This window comes from Nocardia sp. NPDC055165 (assembly GCF_053606985.1).
Map to the genome: position 1 here is coordinate 39,409 of NZ_JBSGSS010000018.1, position 19,826 is coordinate 59,234.

A 19,826-nucleotide genomic window follows, 5' to 3' on the forward strand; every position below is an offset into this window, starting at 1 on the left:
ACGTGGGTCGAGACCTCTGGAGGACACCATGAGTGAGCGCATCGCCGCAGTCGACTGCGGCACCAACTCGATCCGCCTGCTGATCGCCGAGGTCGGGGCCGACGGCGGCCTCACCGACGTGCACCGGGAGATGCGCATCGTGCGGCTCGGTCAGGGTGTGGACGCCACCGGACGCCTCGCGCCCGAAGCCATCGAACGCACCCGCCTCGCCCTGGCCGATTACGTGGATGTGATGGTGGCGCAGGGTGTCTCACGCGTCCGCATGGTCGCCACCTCCGCCACCCGCGATGCCGCCAACCGCGACGATTTCTTCTCGATGACCCGCACCGAACTCGGCCGCGTCGTGCCCGACGCGGTCGCCGAGGTGATCACCGGCGACGAGGAAGCGCGACTGTCCTTCGCCGGTGCCGTCGGTGAATTGTCCGCTGATGCGGGACCTTTCGTCGTGGTCGACCTCGGCGGCGGCTCGACCGAACTGGTCGTCGGCGACGAGAACGGTGTCCAGGCGGCCTATTCCGCGGATATCGGCTGTGTCCGCATCACCGAACGCTGCCTGGCGGGCAACCCGCCGACCGCCGACCAGGTCGCTGCCGCACGAGAATTCGCCCAGCAGAAGCTCGATGAGGCCTTCGCGAAGGTTCCCGTCGACAAGGTGCACACCTGGGTCGGGGTGGCGGGCACGATGACCACGATCACCGCCGTGGCCCTCGACCTGCCCGAATACGACTCCGCGCGGGTGCATCTCACCCGCCTGAGCCTCGCCGAGGTGCACCAGGTGTGCGACCGCCTGATCGGCATGAACCACGACGAACGCGCAGCCCTCGGCCCGATGCATCCCGGCCGCGTCGATGTGATCGGCGGCGGCGCGGTGATCACCGAAGTACTGGCCGACGAATTGGCAGGCCGCGCGGGAGTTTCCGAACTCGTCGTCAGCGAGCACGACATCCTCGACGGTATCGCCATGTCGATCCTCGACGCACCCGCCTGACTTCCGGCTCCCCGACGAGCGCAATCGCATCGGGTTCGGGTCGGCGGGTGTGCGCGACCCGGGTCAGGTGTCCGAGGCTGCGAGCGTCTCGGCTTCGGCCCGGAGTTCGGCCGCCTCGGCGGTCCGCTCCAATGCCGTCAATCCGGCGGTCTGGGTGGTCAGCGCGGTAACGAGCGACGCCTTCAATCCCTGCCCGAGCAACTGAACCGCGACCGCCTGTTGCTTCGTCGCGGTTTTCGCCCTCGGCCGGGTGGCTTTCGCGACCAGCGCCGGAAACCGCTTGTCGAAGCGGCGGACGAGCTGACGACGCAGGTCGATCTCTTCGGCCCGTAGCTCGACGGCTTCGCGCTTACGGTGGAGTTCGTCGAGGTAGAACGCCTCCTCGTAGAGCGACTGCGCCAAGTCGAGCATCTTCGCGTGTCGCAGCGGCCCGCTGACCAGCTCGCGGCGTGCCGCCGACGATTCCGCCGCGTGCAGCAGGGCCAAGTCGCTGTGGGCGCTGATCCAATAGCGGCGCGCCATCCTGGCGTGGTATTCACCGAGCTTGTCGTTGATCCCGTGCGCCCCGATCACGAACGGCGGCGGCCGGAGCCCGAGCGTGGGCCCCGAGGCATACATCGACGACCGATCGATACGCGGCGTCTGCTCCGGATGCGCCGACGCGAGCTCCTGTTCGACGTGCCGCAGCGCGGTCCCGTGGGCGAGCAGCCAGCCGTCGGCCACCTCGGAGGCGACCGCCAGATAGGTCACCGCGCCGAGGAACAGCGCCCCGGCTGCGGCGACCGGCCAGGTCCACCCCGAGGGCGACAGCTTCCACACCGATATCGCCACCGCGTCCGCAACAGCGACCGATACGAAGAACCATCCGGCGAAGCGGGTTCCGCGAGCGGACAGGGTGGCCAGTGCCATCCACACGATGCCCCGGCCGACACCCGTGAACCCGATGCCGGGTATCACCAGGACTATCAGCCAGGCTTCCTCGCCGGTCCACAACCACAGCGGCCCCGCGATCGACCAGGCGAGTAGTGCCCAGATGAACGCGGCTCCCCAGCTACCGAAATCCTCCCCATCCATGCCGCGATGTTCGCAGGTGCCGCCGACAGAAAGCTTGCCGGATTCTTGGAATCCGCCGGTTCAGCTGCCGGTGCGCTCGCGATGCCGGCACCCGGGCCAGCAGCACGGCCGCCGCTGACCTTCCTCCAGCTCCTCCTGGGTGCGCCGAATCCGCCGTGCGCGGGTCGCGTCCTGCTTGGCGTCCTCGACCCAGCAGATGAACTCGTTGCGGGCCAGCGGCGTGATGTCCTGCCAGGCGCCCAGCGCTACCGAGTTGGCGAGCAGCGCAGCACGCAGATCAGCCGGCAACTCGTGCACAACGCCCCCGGGTACCTGTCGACTGCTCATCGGTCCACGGTAGCGCGCGAGCGTTCGACCTGCGGGTATCGCGAGCTTCATCAGCGGTGCTAGACAAAACAGAGTATATGTCTCATGATGAAGGCATGAGTACAACGATGTCTCATTCGGTGCGGTTCGAACTTCGCTCCGGAGACACTTGGCGCGATCCCTGGTCCATGTATTCCGCACTGCGTGATCACGACCCTGTTCACCGAGTGATCCCCGCGGGGCAGGAGGACAACGACTTCTACGTGCTGTCCCGGCATGCCGACGTGTGGATGGCGGCGCGCGACCCCGCGACCTTCTCCTCCGCGTCGGGGCTGACCGTCGACTACGTCGACCTGGTCGCCGCCGGGTTCGGCGCCGTCAAGCCGTTCGTTTTCATGGACCCGCCGGAGCACACCGATTTCCGGCGTCGGGTGTCGCCGGGATTCACTCCGCGCCAGGTGAATTCGGTCGAGCCCGCAGTGCGCAGATTCATCGTCGAACGCATCGAGAGACTGCGCGCGGCGGGCGAGGGCGACATCGTCAAGGACCTGTTCAAGCCGCTGCCCACCATGGTCGTCGCCCACTATCTCGGTGTGCCGGAACAAGATCACGAGAAGTTCGACGCGTGGACCGAGAACATCGTCGGCGGCGCGGTCGCGGGGGCCGGGCTTGCCGCGGGCGACCAGAACGCCTTCACCGCGGTGGGCGAAATGGTCGGCTATTTCAGTGAATTGATCGCCCGCCGCCGCGTCGAACCGGGCGACGACACCATCTCGCACCTGCTGGCCTCCGGTCTCGGCGCCGACGGCGACAACGAGGGCCTGGTCGCGATCCTCGGCTTCGCGTTCACGATGATCACCGGCGGCAACGACACCACCACCGGCAATCTCGGCGGTGCGGTCCAGCTGCTCACCGCCGCCCCCGACCAGCGACAGCTGCTCATCGACGATCCCTCGCTCATCCCGGACTCCATCGAGGAGTTCCTGCGGATGACCTCACCGGTGCAGGGCCTGGCACGCACCACCACCCGCGATGTCGAACTGCACGACACCATCATCCCGGAGGGTCGCCGCGTGCTGCTCCTCTACGGTTCGGGCAACCGCGACGAACGCGAATTCGGGCCCACCGCAGGCGAACTCGATATCCGCCGCGACCCCAAGCGTATCCTCAGCTTCAGTCACGGCCACCACCACTGCCTCGGCGCGGCGGCCGCCCGCATGCAGGCGCGCGTCGCGCTCGAGGAACTGCTCACCCGCTGCCCCGGCTTCACCGTCGACCTCGACGCGGTGCAGTGGTCGCAGGGCAACTACGTGCGCTGGCCGGTCTCGGTGCCGTTCCGCGCGGAGGGCCCGGCATGAGCGGTCGGCGCCCGGAGGCGGTAGTCCGAGTAACCACGCAGGGCGCCCGAGCATGCCGCAGGGAAACAGCATGAGCGGTGACTGGCTGGGCGCCGATCGGGCGGACCTGGCCGCCGAACGCATCATCGACGCGGCCGCCGAACTGTTCGCCGAACACGGGGTGGCCGCGGTCGGCATGGCCGAAATCGCCAAGGCCGCCGGGTGCTCGCGCGCCACGCTGTATCGCTACTTCGACAACCGGCACGCGGTGCGTCTGGCGTTCGTGCACCGCGAGACCCGCCGCATCGTCGCCCAGCTCGGCGAGCAGTTCCGCGACATCGCCGACCCGGGCGAACGGATCATCGCCGCGATGCTCGGCGCGGTCGAAGAAGTCCGCGCCAACCCCCTACTCATCGCCTGGTTCCGGCCCGCCGACTCCGGCACGGCGGGCCGCATCAGCCAGGACTCCGACGTCATCGAATCGCTGGCCGCCACCATCTTCGCCCCCACGGACCTGACCGACCCGGAACGGAGCCGCCTGGCCCGCTGGCTCACCCGCATCATCGTCTCGCTGCTGTCGGCTCCCGGCCGCGATGCCGCCGACGAACGCGCCATGCTCGAAGAATTCGTCGCCCCGGTCATCAGCCGTACGTTCGTCGCACCGAATTAGAACGTGTTCTATATTCGAGGGAAAGTTCCGGCGATCCCTCGGGAGTCCAGATATGTACCAGTGGTCAGACGAAGACCTGATGTTCCGCGACGCTGTGCGCGGCTTCATCGCCAAGGAGGTCACCCCGCACGTCGACCAGCTGGAGAGCGGTGCGCTGCCGCCGTTCGACATCATCCGCAAGCTGTACGCCACCTTCGGGCTCGACGAGATGGCGCGCGAGGGCCTCGAGAAGGCGCTCGCCCGCGAAGAGGCGGGTACCACCGGCTCGGGTAAGCCGGGCGGCGGTTTCAGCGGCGCGGGCAGCATGGGTGTGGTTCTCAACAGTGAGCTCGCCGGCGTGAGCCTGGGTCTGGTGGCCTCCATGGGCGTGAGCCTCGGTCTCGCCGTGGGCACCATCCGCAGCCGCGGCACCCTCGCGCAGAAGAAGCGCTGGCTGCCCGAACTGGTCACCATGGCGAAGGTCGGCGCCTGGGCCATCACCGAACCCGATTCGGGCTCGGACGCGTTCGGCGGCATGAAGTCCTACGTCCGCCGCGACGGCGAGGACTACATCCTCAACGGCCGCAAGACGTTCATCACCAACGGCCCCCACGCCGACGTCACCATCGTCTACGCCAAGCTCGACGAAGAGGACGGCACCGATCGCCGCGACCGCAAGGTGCTGACGTTCGTGCTGGACAAGGGCATGCCCGGTTTCGTGCAGAGCCCCGCGTTCAAGAAGATGGGCATGAACTCCTCGCCCACGGGCGAGCTGTTCTTCGAGAACGTCCGCATCACCCCCGACCGGTTGCTCGGCGAAACCGAGAACCCGGCCAAGGGCGACGGAAAAGACAGCGCCAAGGAATCTTTCGCGGCCGAACGCATCGGCATCGCCTCCCTCGCACTGGGCATCATCAACGAATGTCACCGCCTGTGTGTGGATTACGCCAAGTCCCGCACGCTGTGGGGCAAGGAGATCGCGCAGTTCCAGCTCATCCAGCTGAAGCTGGCCGAGATGGAGATCGCGCGAATCAATGTGCAGAACATGGTGTTCAACGCCATCGAGCGCACCGCCGCGGGTGACAAGGTGACCCTCGCCGAGGCCTCGGCGATGAAGCTCTACTCCTCCCGCGCCGCCACCGAGGTCGCGATGGAGGCCGTGCAGCTGTTCGGCGGCAACGGGTACATGGCCGAGTACAAGGTCGAACAGCTGGCCCGTGACGCCAAGTCGCTGATGATCTACGCGGGCAGCAACGAAATCCAGGTCACCCACATCGCCAAGGGCCTGATCGCCGGGTAGTACGCGGCGGCCCGCGTTCGCGGCACGCTCCGGCGTCGGAGCGTGCCGCCCGTTTAGCGGCGGTCTGTCCTGCAGTGGGGTTTATTTGCGGCTGTTCGCGCAGGTAGTCCGCTCGTATACTGACGAAGGTGCGAACCCACCGGAATGCTCTCGCCGGCGCCGTGGTGGTCGCCGCCGCGGTCGTCACCCTGGCGCCGTCGTCTTCGGCCACCCCGTCCTCCGGCGTGACCGTCGAACCGCTGGCCCAGGTCGATGTCAGCGCGTTCAGCCCCTTCGCCTCGTTGCCGAGCGCATTCACCTTCCGGCGGATCACCATCGCCCCCGGGGGCACGCTCGGGTGGCATTACCACGACGGCACTGTTCTCGCCGTGATCACCGCGGGCCAGGTGACCCGATACGAGGCGGATTGCGTACCGACGACGTACTCCGCCGGCGAGGGCCTGTCCGAGACCGTCGGCCCGGACCACGTCCACGTGGGCCGCAACCTCGGCGACCGGCCCGCCGAGCTGTACGTCGCCTATCTCAACCGCGCGAACGAACCGCTCTTCGTGGACGCCCCTGCCCCGGACTGCCCGTAGCCGCTACTCGGGGCTCAGGTTGTCAGGCACGCTCCGGCGCCGCCCGCGGCGAACGTCTCGGTGCCGCAATAGGCGGTTTCCGGGTAATACGGGCCCATCGTGTCGGCCGGGTCGGCGCCGGAGTCCTGGGACGCCTGGATCGAATTCGGATAGAACGCCGGGCTCGGGGTCATGTTCCGCAGGAACAGGACCTTGTCCACGTCGGTGCTGCCCCAGGGAATCACCGTCACGCTCGGGTCGAGGTTCGCGGGCACGTCCGCGGGTGCGGCGACCACATAGGTGTAGTAGCCGGACGCGTCGATCGCGGTCTGGAAGTCGGCCGCGCAGGCGACAACGGGGTAGGGCGAGCGCAGGTCGTTCTGGCACATCGACCAATACCGCACCTGCTGGTTCGGATCGGTAGGCGATTGTCCCGCACGAGTATTCGGGAATATCGGGGCCTTGCCGCGCACCACCAGCAGGCGTCCCGGCTGATAGCTGATCCGCGTTCCGATGTACTTGTTGTCGCCGTTCGGGAAGAGCCCGGAGGTGCTCGCCGGGTTCCCGAACGTCGCCTCCGGTGTGTTGCCGGGGAACGCGCCCGAGGCGGCCTGGGCGATCGCGCGATCGAACGCGGCCTTGGCGGCGTCAGCGACCGGGCCGGTGTAGGTGGCCGGGTCGAAGGGCTGCGCGCACGGCTGGGCCGGAGCGTCGGAGCCCGCGAGCGAGAGCTTCACATCGGGCAGCGCGACGCCGCCGCTGAGCGAAGCCGGATCGGTCGGAACATAGACACGGACGATGACGAAGCCGATCGGTGTGCTCTGCCCACTCGCGACAGCCTGGATCTCGTTGCGGCTGTGATCGGCCGGTCTGTTGACCAACGTGGCATGCCAGCGCTGCTGCGCGGCGGGCAGCGACGCGGCGGCGGCATCGACGAACGGGTTGGCGCTGCCCGGGTCGGCGACGATCTGGTCGTCGCGCAGGGTGTCCACGGTGTCGAGGTCGGTCCCGTAGGTGTTCAACGAGAAATACCGGGCGGCCGGATAGGTACCGGACAACTCGATCGAGTCACCCGGCCCCAGCGCGTAGGGCATCAGCCAATACGTCGAATTCGCATCGGGGAACGCCACATTCAGCACGGTGCTGTTGGACATGAACCGCCACGCGCACAGCGGCGAGTCCGGCGGGTCCGCGGAGGCGGGCGCGGCGAACCCCACCGCGGCCAGCACCGTTGCCACCACACAACCGACGCGAACGATCAAAGCCCCAACCGAATGCATGACGATCCCCTCGCTGCGCTCGAACTGGCGAACTGTCGAAGAATCCCGCGCGTCCACGTCACCGTGGTCGGCTCGCGATCACCGTAGTGCACTGCATGGCAGCGAACGCCCACGGGCTACTCGTATCCCCAACTCGCGTCCTACCCAGGCGCGGCCGTCGGCGTCTGGTATTCGCCGTTTACGGGGCCTGCCGTGGTTCCGGCATCGCGCACGCCAGCCCGTCGGCCATCCCGGTCGGCTGCACACCGAGACCTTGGTTGAGCCGAGCCCGCTGGTTCTCCCACGCGATGCTCGCCGCCAACTCGGCCAGCTGTGCCTTCGACAGGTGAGTGAGCAGAGTTTCGCGCAATTCCTCGATATCGACCGCCGGTGTCACCGTCATCGCCTCCGCGAACGCGATCACCAGCTTCTCCAGCTCGGTGTAGGCATCGCTGGTCCGATACCGAGGCAGATCGACGAGCTGCTGCTCGGTCAGCCCCGCCGTATGCGCCAGCGCGGACCCGATATCGAGACAGAACTGACAGGCCACCAGCCCCGCCGTCTTGAGCTCGGCCAACTCCTTGAGCCGAGGATCGAGCTTGTTGCTGAACAACAACGCCGTCTCATAGGTCAGCGTCGCCGCCGCGATCTGCGGCCGCCGCCCGAGCCACCCCACCAGATCGCCCCGATGACGCCGAGCCTGCCCCAGCACCTTGACGTATCCCCGAACCCGCGTGACCACCCGCATCGATAACACCCCTTCGTGCCGACGATTTCCCTGCAAATGAACCTACGCCGGATCCCACTGAACCCCCAGGGTGATCCGCCTTACTTGCCCGGCGCGACGCACCGAAAGCGTCACGCCCGAAGGTTGGGTGGGCGAACCGTGTTGCTCGGGGACGGGCTGCACAGTGATCCGGTGTGGTGGCGTAACAGCAAGCGGTTCATCAGATTTCGCCAAGGGAGCGCGTCGCCGGATCGGCCATGGCACTAGATGAGACCGCGACGTCCTTCTCGAACGCCACATCTGCGCGGTATGCGGCAGAAGAGGATGTCTAGAGGCAGTCTCGACGCACCGGATCCAGCCCGAGCTACGGGTTACCGCCCGTCGAGGTCAACAGGCCGTTGATGGCCGCACTCGAGCTCAATTCCGTCCCGATCCCGCACGGTGCTGTCCACCATCACACCGACCATGATGCCGTCCTCGAGCCACGACACCTCGAATGGCGGATCATCATTCGCCTGCTCGAAGGAGGCGCGGTTGTCGGATTCGATGATGAAGAGATCTCCCGGTCGCATCCAGTAATCCCGGCCCCACGGTTCGAGCCAGACCGTGAGTATTTTCTCTGCGAAAGGGTTCGACAGCATCAGCTTGGGCACCGCGGCAGACTACGCGATTTGCCTGCGAGAAGGCGGGTCTGACGAACACTCGACCACAAGCGGCAGTGGCCGGTTCGGTCAGTGCGGTAAGCGGCATTTCAGTGCGTTCGACCTGGATCGACCTCGGACCGGTCTGACAGGAATTTCACGATCAAGCCGCGCAGCTCTGGAACTTGCGCGCCGTCCGTCTCGACGATCATCACATCCGCTCGCTGGGCAATGCCTCGCGCTTTAGCCAAGACCTCGCCAGAGTCTGACCATCGTTCCTCAGGAAGCCGGAGTACCGCCCGCAACAGGTCACCCGGACCAAAGTGACCGGCGGCAAGCGGATTCGCCTCCAGCTGATCAAGCGCTCGAGAGAGTATTGCCGTGGTTCCGACATTCTGCGACAACATGATTCGCAGGCCCTCGATATCCAGTTCTCCGATCGGAACCTGCCGCATCCGGCGGACTGTCCTAACCAGATAAGTGTCCTCCGGAGCGGCTGCCGGCCAAACGTCACCCTCGATGTCCTGCACCGATTGTGAGAACTCTTCGCTGTCGGCCACGTTTTTCACCGCTCTCATCTCAATGGCACTCTGCTCGTTCACGTGAAGCATCGGCGCTGTCAGGACCGGCCCCACAGTAATGGTCACCGGTCTGGTCCGACGCCCTCGCTGACACGTACATCGGCAATTGAGTCCGTTCGACGGGTGGTTGTGCGGCCTTCGGGCTCGCGCGGGTCGCGGCACTGCAGGATGCATGGGATCGTCCAACGGTGATAGGTCAGTACGCGTCGGAGGTGCCCGAGAGCCCAGAGAGTAGGTGGGCGCGGCGTTGGAAGAATGCTGCGATCGTGGTAGCCGGGCTCTACCTCGCTGCCATGATTCGATTGATTGTCAGCCAGGATTGGAACGACGTCGCAGCTGCTCGAATGTTCGGCTTGGCGACCGCGATCGCCAGCCTGCTGTTCCTCGCCGCATTCGCCACGGCCGGGAACCCCGCCACCTCGGCACGCGATCCCCAGAAGCGATGGACCGAACGCAGGACAGTCGTCGCAGTCATCGTCGCCATCTTGGTACTCGCCGGAGTGTCCCGGATGGTCCTCCGTAGCGATCTGGGCGACCCGGCAGCTCGGCTGCTCACGCAAACAGGGATAGTCGCTTTTCTGCTGTCTGCCGTCATCGGATGGCTGCCGCCCCTGAGCGATCGGCTTTGAACGTCGAGCAGACCATCACCAGTTCGACGTGAAAGCGAGCCGACCTGCGCGGATCGGTTACCGAACGAGTCAGACGTCCTCATAGGCTTTGTTCCGTGGCGGCTATCAGGTTGAGAAATGGGAGCGAGACGACGCTGGAGGTCCGCATCGAGCCATGGGGAGAGGACTACTGGATGCGCCCTGGGAACGAGTTCACCATCGGCTACGACGAGGCCGACCATGACGAGAAGATGATGGGCGGCCCACATTTCGACGTCACGTTCCACGGAGATTGGTACGAGGTGTGGGTTGGTTCTTCCGACATGAAGCTGCGGATGCACGATCAGTCAGGGGCAGAACTCGAACACGGCCACCAGCGGCCGAGCGATCCTGCATGACCAGTTCTGTCAGGGGAAGGCATCGCCCGGCGGTAAGAGTCGACGGGTCCTCGAATGCTTCAGCGCATGCCGTTTTACTCCGATACCCCCAGTCGCCTCCCTCTGCCATCAGTAGGATGCTGCCGTCGTTCAGGCCTTTGACCAGCTCGTACCCGTCGAAATCCTCATTGCTGAAACGGAATCCACATCGATGACGAACTCACCGCCAATGGCCTCACAGATGGACTCGAGGGCATCGACGTAGTCTTCAGCCCTGTCCGGATCGAAAGGGCATAGTTGGACGTATGAGGACCAACGGGCTCAGTGCGTGGACCGAGGACTTCCATGAGGTGCCCTGGAGCGAGATCGCGCGCTTCTATCGGGGGTTATCTGAGCGGCACCCCAACATGCAGCACCTGACCGACATCGTGGACAGCGTCATGCGCTCCGGCCGTGATCGGGACATGGCAGCGACGATGTCGATGCACGATCTGATTGTCACGGCCCGGCCGGTGTCTGCAGCACCGATCGAGGAAGTGGTCGTCCGCGCCCCGGGATCGCTCGTCGAGGCGGCCGACGGCACCGTGATCGTCGAGTGCCTCTCGGATGTCAACCCCGGCCAGATAGTGGGTCCGGTCGGTGAGGCGGTCCCATTGTTCTGGCACTGCGTCGCTACCGTGTTCAGCATCATGCCGCCGTCGAAGGGCTAGGTCGCTCCCCAGTCGGTCGCCGACTCAAGGATCAGCGACAGGAAGTTGGCCAGGAATTCTTGGCAAATTTTTTGGTCACAGCCGCAGTTTGCGAGCAATTCAGGCCCAGTGACCGGGCTTGACCTGGTATTTGAGTGCCCCCACAGGGACTCGAACCCTGACTGTGCGGATTTTAAGTCCGCTGCCTCTGCCAATTGGGCTATAGGGGCGTCCCGGATAGCGTAGCGAATCGTACGGGTGTACCGGAATCCTGTTGGTCGACAAGGTCGGCCCGGCGTGTCGGAACAGACCACGCCGGGACCGATCATGTCATCGAAGGGGCTGGTCAGTCGTCACTCGCGGCCTTTTTGCCGAGGACCGAGTGGCGGCGGCCGTAGGCGAAGTAGACGGCGAAGCCGATGGCCATCCAGATCACGAAGCGCAGCCAGGTTTCCACCGAGAGGTTCACCATCAGCCACAGGCAGGCCGCGACGGCCAGGATGGGGATGAGGGGGACCAGGGGGACGCGGAAGCCGCGGGGCAGGTCGGGGCGGGTGCGGCGCAGGATGATGACGCCGACCGAGACCAGGACGAAGGCGAACAGCGTGCCGATGTTCACCATTTCTTCCAGCGTGCCGAAGTCGACGAAACCGGCCAGCACGCAGCAGATCACGCCGACGATGGCGGTGAGCCGCACCGGCGTGCCGCGCTTGCCGGTGTGGGCCAGCCCGCGGGGCAGCAGACCGTCGCGCGACATCGCGAACAGCACGCGGGTCTGTCCGAGGAACAGCACCATCACCACGGTGGTGAGGCCGGCCAGGGCGCCGATGGAGATGACGTTCTTGGCCCAGTCCACGCCGTGGATCTGGAATGCCGTTGCCAGCGTGGCGTTCTCACCGGACAGCTCGGTGTAGGGCACCATGCCGGTGAGCACCAGCGTTACCGCCACGTAGAGCACGGTGACGATCAGCAGCGAACCGAGAATGCCGCGCGGCACCGCCTTCTGCGGGTTCTTGGTCTCCTCGGCGGCGGTCGCCACCACGTCGAAGCCGATGAACGCGAAGAACACGATGCTGGCCGCGGCGAGCAGGCCGTACCAGCCGAAGTTGGTGTCACCCGCGCCGGTGATGAACTGGAACAGCGTCTGGTGCAGTCCGCTGGCGCTTTCCTCGGCGGGCTGCGACGGCGGGATGTACGGGCTCAGGTTGGACGCCTTGAAATAGGTGATACCGAGCACGAGCACCAGCGCGATGACGGCGAGCTTGATCGCCACCGCGACGGCCGACACCCGTGAGGACACCTTGGTGCCGACGGCGAGCAGCACGCCGAGTACGGCGAGTAGTAACACCGCGCCCCAGTCGAAGGTGATCGACCCCAGTTGCACAGTGGCGGAATCGAATCCGAATACCGTGCCGAGATATTGCGACCAGCCTTTCGCGACCACCGACGCGGCGAGCGCGAATTCCAAGATCAGGTCCCAGCCGATGATCCACGCCACCAATTCACCGAAAGTGGCATAGGAATAGGTGTAGGCGCTACCGGCCACCGGCACGGTCGACGCGAATTCCGCATAACAGACCGCGGTGAGCCCACACGCGATCGCCGCGAAAACGAATGCCAGCGACACCGACGGCCCGGCCACATTGCCCGCGGTGCGTGCGGTCAGTGTGAAGATGCCCGCGCCGACGACGACGGCGACACCGAAGACCGTGAGATCCCAGGCCGTCAGATCTTTGCGGAGTTTGGAATCGGGATCGTCGGTGTCGAGAATCGACTGCTCGACGGATTTGGTGCGGAACAACCCGCTCCCTCGGCCGGGCGATCGGCCCACGCCTGGAGCGTCTTGCGGTGTCGGCACGGTATTTCTCCTTCTTCTCACGAACGTAATCGGGGATTACCCGTAACCAGGTCAGTGCACGCCCTGCATGCGGCGCTTGATCCAGGGCGCGCACGCGATGACGACGAGACCGGCCACGATGGCCGCGGCACCGCTGAACCCGAAGTAGGCGGTTTCGCTCTCGGGGCTGTAGAAGCGGGCCAGCGTGCCCGCCATCGATGTGCCGATACCGACGGAGAAGAAGTACAGGGCCATCATCTGCGAGCGGAACGCGGCGGGCGCGAGATGCGTGGTGACCGCGAGACCGATCGGCGAGAGCAGCAATTCCGAGACCGCGAAGCCGCCGAGGATCACGAAGACGGCGAGCACCGGCACGGTCTTGCCGTCGAACCCGCTGAGCAGCGCGAACAACCAGAACGCGATGCCCATCCCGATGACGCCGAGCGCGAACTTGATCGGCGTGCTCGGCGCGCGATTGCCGAGCTTGGTCCACATCAGCGCGAACAGCGGCGAGAGCGCGATGATCCACACCGGCTCGACCGAACCGATCCAGCTGGCCGGCGCCTCCCAGCCGAAGATCCGCCAGTCGACGCGCTCGTCGGAATACACCGCGAGCATGGTGAACATCTGCTGGAACAGCGACCAGAACACCGCGTTGGCGAGGAACAGCGGGATGAACGCGACCACCCGTGTTCGTTCGACCTGGGTCACCTTGGCGCTGCGCAGCATCACCGCGAAGTAGACGACCGAGGCGGCCACGATGACGCCGGTGGTGACGTCGGAGAGATTCTCGAGGGTGATCAGCTTCGTCAGCACGGCGACCAGCACCGCGACCGCGGCGACGGCGACGCCGATCAGCACCGGGGTCAGTTCGCGGCGGGTGATGGGATTGGGCACCTCGCGCCCGTGGGTGCCGAGATTGCGGCGGAAGATCACGTACTGGGCCAGGCCGAGCGCCATGCCGATGGCCGCCGCGCCGAAGGCGACGTGGAAACCCCACTCGCGCTGCAACAGGCCGGTCAGCAGCGGGCCGCAGAACGCGCCGATGTTGATGCCCAGATAGAACAGCGTGAACCCGCCGTCGACTCGCGCGTCCGTCGGCGCGTAGAGAGTGCCGAGCAACGACGACGCGTTCGCCTTCAACCCGCCACTGCCCAGCGCGACCAGCACCAGACCCACGCCGACACCGGTGAGCCCGGGCAACACCGCCAGCGCGAGATGCCCGGCCACGACCACGACACCGCCGTAGAAGACCGTTCGCTCCATCCCCAGCACCCGGTCGGCAATCCAGCCGCCGAGCACGGTGGACAGGTATACCAAGCCGCCGTACGCGCCGACGATGCCGAGCGCGGTGCTCTGCGCGATCCCGAGGCCGCCCTCGGTGGTGGAGTAGTAGAGGTAGTAGCCCAGGATGGTGAGCATGCCGTAGAAGGAGAAACGCTCCCACAGCTCGACGCCGAACAGGTTGGTCAAACCGATGGGGTGACCGAACAGGGTGCGTTCGGCCGCCGTGTCGGCGGGGCTCGGCGGGTCGCCGAGCCGTGTTTCTTCCGTGGACATAAGGGAACGATCCCACGCCGAAACGGCGGACAGCAATTTTCCCGCATCGTCGCGGGTTCGGCGTGCCGTGCCCGCCGGGCCGGTGCGAACACGTCCGGCGGCGGACCCCGGCACCAATTAGGCTGTGGTGACCGGACTCCCGCGACGGACGAGGAAATCAGACGTGCTGACAGCCCAGGTGACCGTGCCCGTGCGGCCGGAGCGGGCGTTCGCGACCCTGGCCGACGGCTGGCTCTACGCGAGCTGGGTGGTCGGCGCCTCGCACATCGGCGAGGTCGACCCCGGCTGGCCTGCCATCGGCAGCCGCATCCACTACCGATTCGGGCTGTGGCCGGTGCTGATCAGCGATACGACAGTGGTGCGGGCGATCGACCCGCCGCGCCGGCTGGAGTTGGAGGCGCGGCTGTGGTCGGTCGGCTCGGCATGGATCACGCTCACGCTCGACGAACAATCCCCGGGGCACACCACGATCCGGATGGTCGAACGCGCCGCCCGCGGACCCGCGCAGTTGATCCCCGGCATGGCGCAAGATCTGCTCTTCTCGGCACGTAACCAGGAATCGCTGGATCGGTTGGCCGCTTTGATTCGTGCGCGTTCGCAGAATGAATGACTCGCAGGAATTCCGACCGGTTCGTATTTCTCGATAGCGAGTATTTCGCGCTGCAATAGTTTTTGGAATTCGCTGTCCTGGTGTTCTGTCTGCGCATGTGGATTAGTCTCTAGCCCACTATCGAAATGCATAGGGTAGATCAGGGGAACGCGTGTGCTTCATATCGAGCACTTCAACAATGGCTGGATGAATCCGGTACTGGCCTTCGGCCTGTCGTTCATCGGTTCGGTATTGGGGCTGCGGTGCGCGGTGCACGCCAAAGCGTCGTCCGCGCCGCTCGGGTGGCTCATCGCCGCGTCGGTCGCGCTGGGCGGAGCCGCTATCTGGGTCATGCACTTCACCGCCATGCTCGGATTCGGCATCGACGGTGCGGCCATCCGTTACGACGTGCCGTTGACGCTGCTCAGCGCGGTGATCGCGATCGTGGTGGTGCTGATCGGGCTCACCATCGTCACCGGGGGCGGCAACGAGTGGGTGGCGCTGCCGATGGGTGGCGCCATCACCGGGCTCGGGGTGGCTGCCATGCACTATCTGGGGATGTGGGCGATGCGCACCCAGGCTGTCATCGAATACGAGCCGGCGCTGATGGCGTTGTCGCTCGTGATCGCGGTGGTAGCGGCCACGGCGGCGCTGTGGTTCATGCTGCACGTGCGTGGCCTGCTGATGACGGCGGGCGCCGCGCTGGTCATGGGAATCGCGGTGTGCGGCATGCACTACACGGCGATGGCGGCGATGCGCGTGCACCACGGTGAGTCGATGACCGTGGTGGACGGTGTCACGCCGGTGCAATTGCTGCTGCCGTTGATCGCGACGGTGTCGCTGGTGGTCACCGGATTGGTGATCGTGGTCGGGCTGGCCGAAGTGGAAGCCGGCGACAGCCGGTCGGAATTCACGCCGGTGCGAACGAGCGCGGGTGGCATGTACAGCACCGATCCGGCCACGCTCTCCGACAGCGGAAAGCACTGGCCGCGTCAGCCGGAGTGACCGCCGTGGCCGAGTATTCGGCCACGGCGGCATCCATCAGCTCGGCTGAGGTAGGTCGCAATCATCGACCTTCGGATTGGCGCCCACATAGTTCAGGGGGCCCGCGATGATCGTCACCGCGATGGTGCCGAGGGTCGCGCAGTTCTGATCGCGTTCGGTGTAGTAGCCGCGTTGGCCCGCGGCCAGGATTCCGATCAGCAACCACACCAGCACAACGATCGAAATGATGCGTGATCTACTGCCTGCCATGACTGGTCCTCTGGTTCGACGGATTCTGCGCATGGTCAGTAGTAGTGCCGACGGCCGCCGATAACACGCCCGGTGCTACCGACCAATGCCAGGACGAGGCCGACCACGAGGAGGATGACTCCCACCGTGCTGAGGAGGGGGATGCCGAAAACGAGTCCAGCAATGAGAAGAATTGCGCCGAGAATAATCATCAGATCTCACCTTGTTCGGTGTCGGGACTGTGGAATGCCGGCAGGCACCCACAATGGCCGCATGCCCGGTTTTCCCGATTCGAAACAGGCTGTGCCCCAAGCGACCGGGGCACCGCGCCGCCGTGGCCGAGCAGTCGGCCACGGCGGCGCGGGGACGGGTCAGCGTCCGAAGATCGGCAGCGCGGCCGAGCCCGTCGACGGCGGGGGCGGGGCGCTGGAGCCGAGGTCGGCGTCGAACGAGCCGGTGCCGCTACCGACGTCGACCGAGCCCATCGAGCTACCGGTGGGTGGGCCGATCACGACCGAACCGGAGGGGAGCAGATCCCAATCGGCGCTGCCGACCGCGCCGGCGGTGCCGGCGGTGCCGAGCAGGGTTCCCGCGGCGAGCACGGCCAGCAGGCCTGTCCTGGCGGCGGTGGTTTGACGGATGGACATGGCTGATACCTCCGAGAGCTTCGCTGTGATAGCTCCCAGACGGTAACTGAAATACGCTGATTTCACACCAGATCGGCGCGGTCCGCTACGCCTGTGGCCGCTGGCCCACTTCCATCTGAACGCGGTAGCGGTCGGCGCGGTACCAGCTCTGGGTGTGCTCGATCGGCACCTCCGCACTGAACGACACCCGGTCGAAATGCAGTACGGGAGCGCCCTTCTTGACGCCGAGCAGCGCCGCGACACCGGCTTCGGCGGCCTGGGCGTCGACTGTTTGCACGGCGCGTTCGATCGGCCTGCCGTAGCGGTCTGCCGTGGTCCGGTAGATCGAGCCGGTGAGGTCGTGCGAGATCAGGCCGGGCACCAGTTCGGGGTTGAACCAGGCGTCGTCGACGCTGACCGGATCGTCGTCGGCCAACCGCAATCGGCGCACGTGATAGGCGAGCACGCCCTGCGGCAGACGCAGCGCGCGGGCGGTGGCCTCGGGCGCTATCGCCTCCTCGGCAACGAGCACCAGGGTGGTCGGATGGTGGCCGAGCGCGCGCATCTCCTCGGTGAACGAGGCCAGGTGTAGCCGCGACTGCACGGGCCGGTGCGCGACGAAGGTGCCCTTGCCGCGAACCCGGACCAGATATCCCTCGTTCACCAGCTGACCGACCGCCTCGCGCACGGTGATCCGGCTGACGCCGTAGTCCTGCATCAGATTGCGCTCGCTGGTCAGCAGGTCGCCCGGCTGTAGCTCGCGCGTGCACTTCTGCAGCAGGATCGCGCGCAGCTGTTCGTGTTTGGGCACTGCGCTGTCGCGCAGCGGTGCGGGCATCGCCAGTGGCTCCTTTTCCTGGTAGGCCGACCGGTCCCTACTGGTCCTATCCGGTGGAACCGAGAATACGCGACCGGCGCCGAGGAGCCCAGAGATCTACACCCGGATCAGCGGATTCCCGGTGTACGCGGGTCGGTGCCGACGCATCCCAGGATGACGCATCCCGGTGGCGAATCCGCGAACGGGGCCTTCGGAGTTTCGCCGAGGCAGTCGAGGAAGTTGCAACCGGGGTAGGCGTACGGGCCGACCCCGAGCGTGCCGAAGAAGGCATCGGGCCGGGCGATCATCGGATCGGTCACGCTCACATCGGGACGTTCCCGATACTCGCCGGGATCGGGGATCTGCTGGTCGCGGAACGCGGAGACGAGCGTGCGCATCACGTCGTGGGTGTAGGTGGTCGAACTGCCCACCGTCGCGACACCGGTCCAATTCAGCACCAGGCCGAGGCTGGGCACGATGAAGCTGTCGTTGCGCAGCATGCCCGACATCTTCACCGCGTCGTCGGGCAGTCCGGGGAATTCGAGCCGACACGGTGCGCCGTTGATCACGAACAGGAAGCCGTAGCAGGGCATGCTCGGCGACGGTGACACGGCCGCGCGCATGTAGTCCTCGGAGATCACCTGCCGGTCGTTCCAGCGGCCCCGATTGCCCACGAGCAGACCGAGTTTCGCGAAGTCGTCCGGCGGCAGGATCAAATGCGCGTGGCCGTAGGTGTTTCCGGCACGGTCGCGGGCCCAGTAGTAGTCGCCGCGGGCGATGCCCAACGGGTCGAACAGTTTTCGCTGCGCGAAGGTCTGGAAATCCTCGCCGACCGACTGCTGGATCACGTAGACCAGCAGGTCCACCGCGCGCTGGCTGTAGCGGAACATCGTGCCCTGCGGGCGTTCGATCGGCATCGCGAGTGCCTGCGCGACGACATTGGGATCGAGTTGCGCCAGCCCGGTCGCGCCCTCCGCGGCGACGGCGACTTCCATGCCCGAGGACTCGGTGAGCAGATTGCGCACGGTGATCTCCCGGTGCGCGGCGTCGCCGAGGCCCGGTGGCAGATAGTGGCCGATCGGCTCGTCGATCCGCAGCAGCCCCTCGTCGACGGCGGCCCCGGCGACGAGCGCCACGACACTCTTGGTCCCGCTCCACAGATTCCACGCCACCCCGCCGGATTCGGCGTTGCGCGGGCCCGTCGCGATCAGGCAGTTGTTGCGGTACAGCTGGATGTTGAAGCGGGTCACGTCGGTGGCCCGCGCCATGGCGGCGGCCAGCACGGCGGGGTCGAGCGCGGCTTCGGCCGGTGTCGCGGACTGCGGGGTGCGGCCGGTGGTGACCTCACACTGCTTCGCGATGACCGGGTCGGCCTTCGCCGAGCTCGGGAGCCATGCCCCCGAAATCAGGGTCATCGCGGTAATCGTCGCTGCCACAACGTATTTCAGAAAGCCCTGCACGCAACCCTCCAGATGGTGTGTCCGGAGGGGAATCGTGAACGATCACGTTCTTGTTACGAGGGGATCAGCTGCCGTACGGCGTGCACACCGCGATCGCTTCGTCTTTGGACGTGTTGAAAATGTCGATCACGCCGTTGAGTTCGTCGGTGGGCGCCCGGCGTTCGAGGGTATCGGCGAGGGTGTTGGTCTTCTCGATGTAGGCACGCAGCGGCACGGACAGATCGGCGATCACATCAGCGGTGATCTTGCGGTCGAGGTCCTTGGCGCTGTTGCGCAGGGTGGTGACCGCGTCGGTGGCCTTGGCATCGGCATCGGGGGCCTGATCGTTGGACGCCGCGATGTAGGCGTTGAACGAGGTCACCGAGGTCTTGTTCGCCGATCGCAGGCCGTCGCACGCCGTGTCGTTGGCCGCCTCGATCTTCGCCGCCTTCGACGACGCCGCCGCCGCCGAGGACGCCGCCACCTCGGAGGTGTACGAGGCGAGCTCGCTCTGGTTCACCTCGGCGGTGCCCGGTACCTGCTGGGAGCAGGCGCCGAGGAAGATCACTCCGGTCGCGGTGGCCGCGAACGCGGTCCCGAGCCCCAGCCGTTCCAGTACTCGCATTTCTCTC

General features: G+C 66.2%; 24 protein-coding genes and 1 tRNA gene. 10 read left to right on the forward strand and 15 right to left on the reverse strand.

Annotated features, from left to right (window positions below):
- Positions 1-28 precede the first annotated feature (28 nt).
- Complete coding sequence (locus ACWFRF_RS29350) at positions 29-988, forward strand: Ppx/GppA phosphatase family protein (RefSeq protein ID WP_378993144.1); 960 nt, start codon at positions 29-31, stop codon at positions 986-988.
- Positions 989-1,051: 63 nt separating this feature from the next.
- Here ACWFRF_RS29350 and ACWFRF_RS29355 read toward each other — a convergent pair whose 3' ends face one another.
- Together ACWFRF_RS29355 and ACWFRF_RS29360 are read right to left on the reverse strand one after the other, a co-directional pair.
- On the reverse strand, positions 1,052-2,062 hold the full coding sequence (locus ACWFRF_RS29355) for a hypothetical protein (protein WP_378993142.1): 1,011 nt from the start codon (positions 2,060-2,062) through the stop codon (positions 1,052-1,054).
- 60 nt (positions 2,063-2,122) lie between these two features.
- The gene (locus ACWFRF_RS29360; RefSeq protein WP_449970463.1) at positions 2,123-2,389 is read right to left on the reverse strand and encodes a YdeI/OmpD-associated family protein; all 267 of its coding nucleotides are present in this window, start codon (positions 2,387-2,389) and stop codon (positions 2,123-2,125) included.
- A gap of 95 nt (positions 2,390-2,484) precedes the next feature.
- On the opposite strand from ACWFRF_RS29360, the gene ACWFRF_RS29365 reads away from it, so the two are divergent.
- The 4 genes from ACWFRF_RS29365 to ACWFRF_RS29380 all read left to right on the forward strand — a co-directional run bounded on the left by ACWFRF_RS29365 (position 2,485) and on the right by ACWFRF_RS29380 (position 6,232).
- A complete protein-coding gene (locus ACWFRF_RS29365) occupies positions 2,485-3,726 on the forward strand; it encodes a cytochrome P450 (protein ID WP_378993138.1) in 1,242 nt (413 codons plus the stop codon).
- 70 nt (positions 3,727-3,796) lie between these two features.
- The gene (locus ACWFRF_RS29370) at positions 3,797-4,375 is read left to right on the forward strand and encodes a TetR/AcrR family transcriptional regulator (RefSeq protein ID WP_452453374.1); all 579 of its coding nucleotides are present in this window, start codon (positions 3,797-3,799) and stop codon (positions 4,373-4,375) included.
- A 52-nt stretch (positions 4,376-4,427) separates the two neighbouring features.
- Positions 4,428-5,654, forward strand: coding sequence for an acyl-CoA dehydrogenase family protein (locus ACWFRF_RS29375; protein ID WP_387445847.1), 1,227 nt, complete (start codon positions 4,428-4,430; stop codon positions 5,652-5,654).
- Between the two features lie 128 nt (positions 5,655-5,782).
- A complete protein-coding gene (locus ACWFRF_RS29380; protein WP_379315558.1) occupies positions 5,783-6,232 on the forward strand; it encodes a cupin domain-containing protein in 450 nt (149 codons plus the stop codon).
- Between the two features lie 14 nt (positions 6,233-6,246).
- On the opposite strand, the gene ACWFRF_RS29385 is transcribed toward ACWFRF_RS29380, so the two are convergent.
- The 4 genes from ACWFRF_RS29385 to ACWFRF_RS29400 all read right to left on the reverse strand — a co-directional run bounded on the left by ACWFRF_RS29385 (position 6,247) and on the right by ACWFRF_RS29400 (position 9,485).
- A complete protein-coding gene (locus ACWFRF_RS29385; RefSeq protein WP_452453376.1) occupies positions 6,247-7,491 on the reverse strand; it encodes a hypothetical protein in 1,245 nt (414 codons plus the stop codon).
- 178 nt (positions 7,492-7,669) lie between these two features.
- Positions 7,670-8,218 carry a carboxymuconolactone decarboxylase family protein gene (locus ACWFRF_RS29390; protein ID WP_379315562.1) on the reverse strand — a complete coding sequence of 183 codons (549 nt, stop codon included), beginning with the start codon at positions 8,216-8,218 and terminating at the stop codon, positions 7,670-7,672.
- A 350-nt stretch (positions 8,219-8,568) separates the two neighbouring features.
- The gene (locus ACWFRF_RS29395) at positions 8,569-8,850 is read right to left on the reverse strand and encodes a hypothetical protein (RefSeq protein WP_379315564.1); all 282 of its coding nucleotides are present in this window, start codon (positions 8,848-8,850) and stop codon (positions 8,569-8,571) included.
- Positions 8,851-8,948: 98 nt separating this feature from the next.
- On the reverse strand, positions 8,949-9,485 hold the full coding sequence (locus ACWFRF_RS29400) for a contact-dependent growth inhibition system immunity protein (protein WP_452453377.1): 537 nt from the start codon (positions 9,483-9,485) through the stop codon (positions 8,949-8,951).
- A 200-nt stretch (positions 9,486-9,685) separates the two neighbouring features.
- Between ACWFRF_RS29400 and ACWFRF_RS29405 the strand changes: the two genes are divergently transcribed.
- The 3 genes from ACWFRF_RS29405 (at position 9,686) to ACWFRF_RS29415 (ending at position 11,114) form a co-directional block, all read left to right on the forward strand.
- Positions 9,686-10,048 (forward strand): hypothetical protein, encoded by a 363-nt coding sequence (locus ACWFRF_RS29405; protein ID WP_452453379.1) that lies wholly within the window; start codon positions 9,686-9,688, stop codon positions 10,046-10,048.
- 95 nt (positions 10,049-10,143) lie between these two features.
- Complete coding sequence (locus ACWFRF_RS29410) at positions 10,144-10,425, forward strand: hypothetical protein (RefSeq protein WP_452453381.1); 282 nt, start codon at positions 10,144-10,146, stop codon at positions 10,423-10,425.
- 284 nt (positions 10,426-10,709) lie between these two features.
- The gene (locus ACWFRF_RS29415; RefSeq protein WP_452453383.1) at positions 10,710-11,114 is read left to right on the forward strand and encodes a hypothetical protein; all 405 of its coding nucleotides are present in this window, start codon (positions 10,710-10,712) and stop codon (positions 11,112-11,114) included.
- Between the two features lie 135 nt (positions 11,115-11,249).
- Here ACWFRF_RS29415 and ACWFRF_RS29420 read toward each other — a convergent pair.
- The 3 genes from ACWFRF_RS29420 to ACWFRF_RS29430 form a co-directional block, all read right to left on the reverse strand.
- Positions 11,250-11,323 (reverse strand) — tRNA-Leu (locus tag ACWFRF_RS29420).
- 116 nt (positions 11,324-11,439) lie between these two features.
- On the reverse strand, positions 11,440-12,951 hold the full coding sequence (locus ACWFRF_RS29425; RefSeq protein WP_379314947.1) for an APC family permease: 1,512 nt from the start codon (positions 12,949-12,951) through the stop codon (positions 11,440-11,442).
- Between the two features lie 51 nt (positions 12,952-13,002).
- Complete coding sequence (locus tag ACWFRF_RS29430) at positions 13,003-14,490, reverse strand: peptide MFS transporter (protein ID WP_379314948.1); 1,488 nt, start codon at positions 14,488-14,490, stop codon at positions 13,003-13,005.
- Between the two features lie 163 nt (positions 14,491-14,653).
- Here ACWFRF_RS29430 and ACWFRF_RS29435 point away from each other — a divergent pair, with 163 nt between their 5' ends.
- Entirely contained in the window at positions 14,654-15,100 is a 447-nt protein-coding gene (locus tag ACWFRF_RS29435) for an SRPBCC family protein (RefSeq protein ID WP_378993118.1), read from the forward strand.
- A 186-nt stretch (positions 15,101-15,286) separates the two neighbouring features.
- Positions 15,287-16,084 (forward strand): MHYT domain-containing protein, encoded by a 798-nt coding sequence (locus tag ACWFRF_RS29440; RefSeq protein WP_378993117.1) that lies wholly within the window; start codon positions 15,287-15,289, stop codon positions 16,082-16,084.
- A 36-nt stretch (positions 16,085-16,120) separates the two neighbouring features.
- Here ACWFRF_RS29440 and ACWFRF_RS29445 read toward each other — a convergent pair whose 3' ends face one another.
- The 6 genes from ACWFRF_RS29445 to ACWFRF_RS29470 form a co-directional block, all read right to left on the reverse strand.
- The gene (locus ACWFRF_RS29445; protein WP_378993115.1) at positions 16,121-16,333 is read right to left on the reverse strand and encodes a hypothetical protein; all 213 of its coding nucleotides are present in this window, start codon (positions 16,331-16,333) and stop codon (positions 16,121-16,123) included.
- 35 nt (positions 16,334-16,368) lie between these two features.
- A complete protein-coding gene (locus ACWFRF_RS29450; protein WP_378993113.1) occupies positions 16,369-16,524 on the reverse strand; it encodes a DUF6131 family protein in 156 nt (51 codons plus the stop codon).
- 159 nt (positions 16,525-16,683) lie between these two features.
- Positions 16,684-16,959, reverse strand: a complete 276-nt coding sequence (locus ACWFRF_RS29455) for a hypothetical protein (RefSeq protein WP_452453386.1) — start codon at positions 16,957-16,959, stop codon at positions 16,684-16,686.
- A gap of 85 nt (positions 16,960-17,044) precedes the next feature.
- Positions 17,045-17,776: a GntR family transcriptional regulator gene (locus tag ACWFRF_RS29460; RefSeq protein WP_378993109.1), complete on the reverse strand. Its 732-nt coding sequence runs from the start codon at positions 17,774-17,776 to the stop codon at positions 17,045-17,047.
- A gap of 107 nt (positions 17,777-17,883) precedes the next feature.
- Positions 17,884-19,170, reverse strand: a complete 1,287-nt coding sequence (locus tag ACWFRF_RS29465) for a serine hydrolase domain-containing protein (RefSeq protein WP_452453388.1) — start codon at positions 19,168-19,170, stop codon at positions 17,884-17,886.
- A gap of 109 nt (positions 19,171-19,279) precedes the next feature.
- On the reverse strand, positions 19,280-19,819 hold the full coding sequence (locus ACWFRF_RS29470; protein WP_378993107.1) for a hypothetical protein: 540 nt from the start codon (positions 19,817-19,819) through the stop codon (positions 19,280-19,282).
- Between the last annotated feature and the right edge of the window lie 7 nt (positions 19,820-19,826).